The sequence below is a fragment of the Vibrio sp. D173a genome (assembly GCF_030248475.1).
In genome coordinates, this window is the sequence record NZ_JAHGAH010001060.1 from 1 (window position 1) to 838 (window position 838).

General features: G+C 47.5%; 1 pseudogene. It reads right to left on the bottom strand.

Features of this window, described 5'->3' with window-relative positions:
- Nucleotides 1-636 (bottom strand): annotated as a pseudogene (locus KIV40_RS31280) (alpha-amylase); the annotation flags it as partial.
- Nucleotides 637-838: the final 202 nt, after the last annotated feature.

Here is an 838-nt window from a genome sequence, read left to right on the forward strand (position 1 = left end):
GCCATTATAAAAGCGGTCGGTCATGACGAAGTAAACCGTGGCATTATCCCAACTAAACGTCGATTTTTCGGCTGACTCAACCTCTTCAAGCAAAAGGAGCCCTTGGCTTGAGTGGGCCGGTTTCATGCTGATCGTGCCGTTGGTCACTGTCGCTTGTTGGCCAGAGAGTGCATCACGTAACAAGGTGCCATCTGCAAAGGTCTTAGTGACATCGACGGTGGTCGGTGAGTCGCTTGGCACTGGACATGTGAAGCTCTGAACCTTCTTCTGTTTCGGCTTGACCTTAACTGTCAGTTCATTGGATTGTGGGTTGAGGGTAAATTGGTAGGTATTGGCCCTGAATACCTTGATATCTATTTGAGACTCTTCCGCGCAGTCGTCGACACGCAGAGGTTTATTAAATTTCACTCGGCTCTCTTCTGCCAAGGCGTAGCTTGTGCCACAGGTTTGCGCGGCATCGCTAATAGAAAAGGTGTGTGTGCCTTTGCTGAGCTCGTGCTCGGCAATCAATGTACCTTGTCCTGTTGATTGAAAGGGTAGCGCCTGATCATCAATGGTCAACAGTAGTGGATTGTCGCTGGTTTGGCTGCATGCGCTGAGTGCAAGAATTGAGAGCGCGAGAGTGGTCTTCTTCATTGTATCCTTCCCCGAATAAGACTCTCGTTATATCAAAGGTTGGGATCTACATTCTGAGGACTAATACAATCTAGTTATGGTTATTACCTCTACAAATAAATACCGAGTTCACAAAAACAAAAAGGGAAGCACGTGCTTCCCTTTGGGTATTTACCTTTCGTTGCTCAGAGCATCGCTTTGAACAGCTGTCTCACTCGTACTT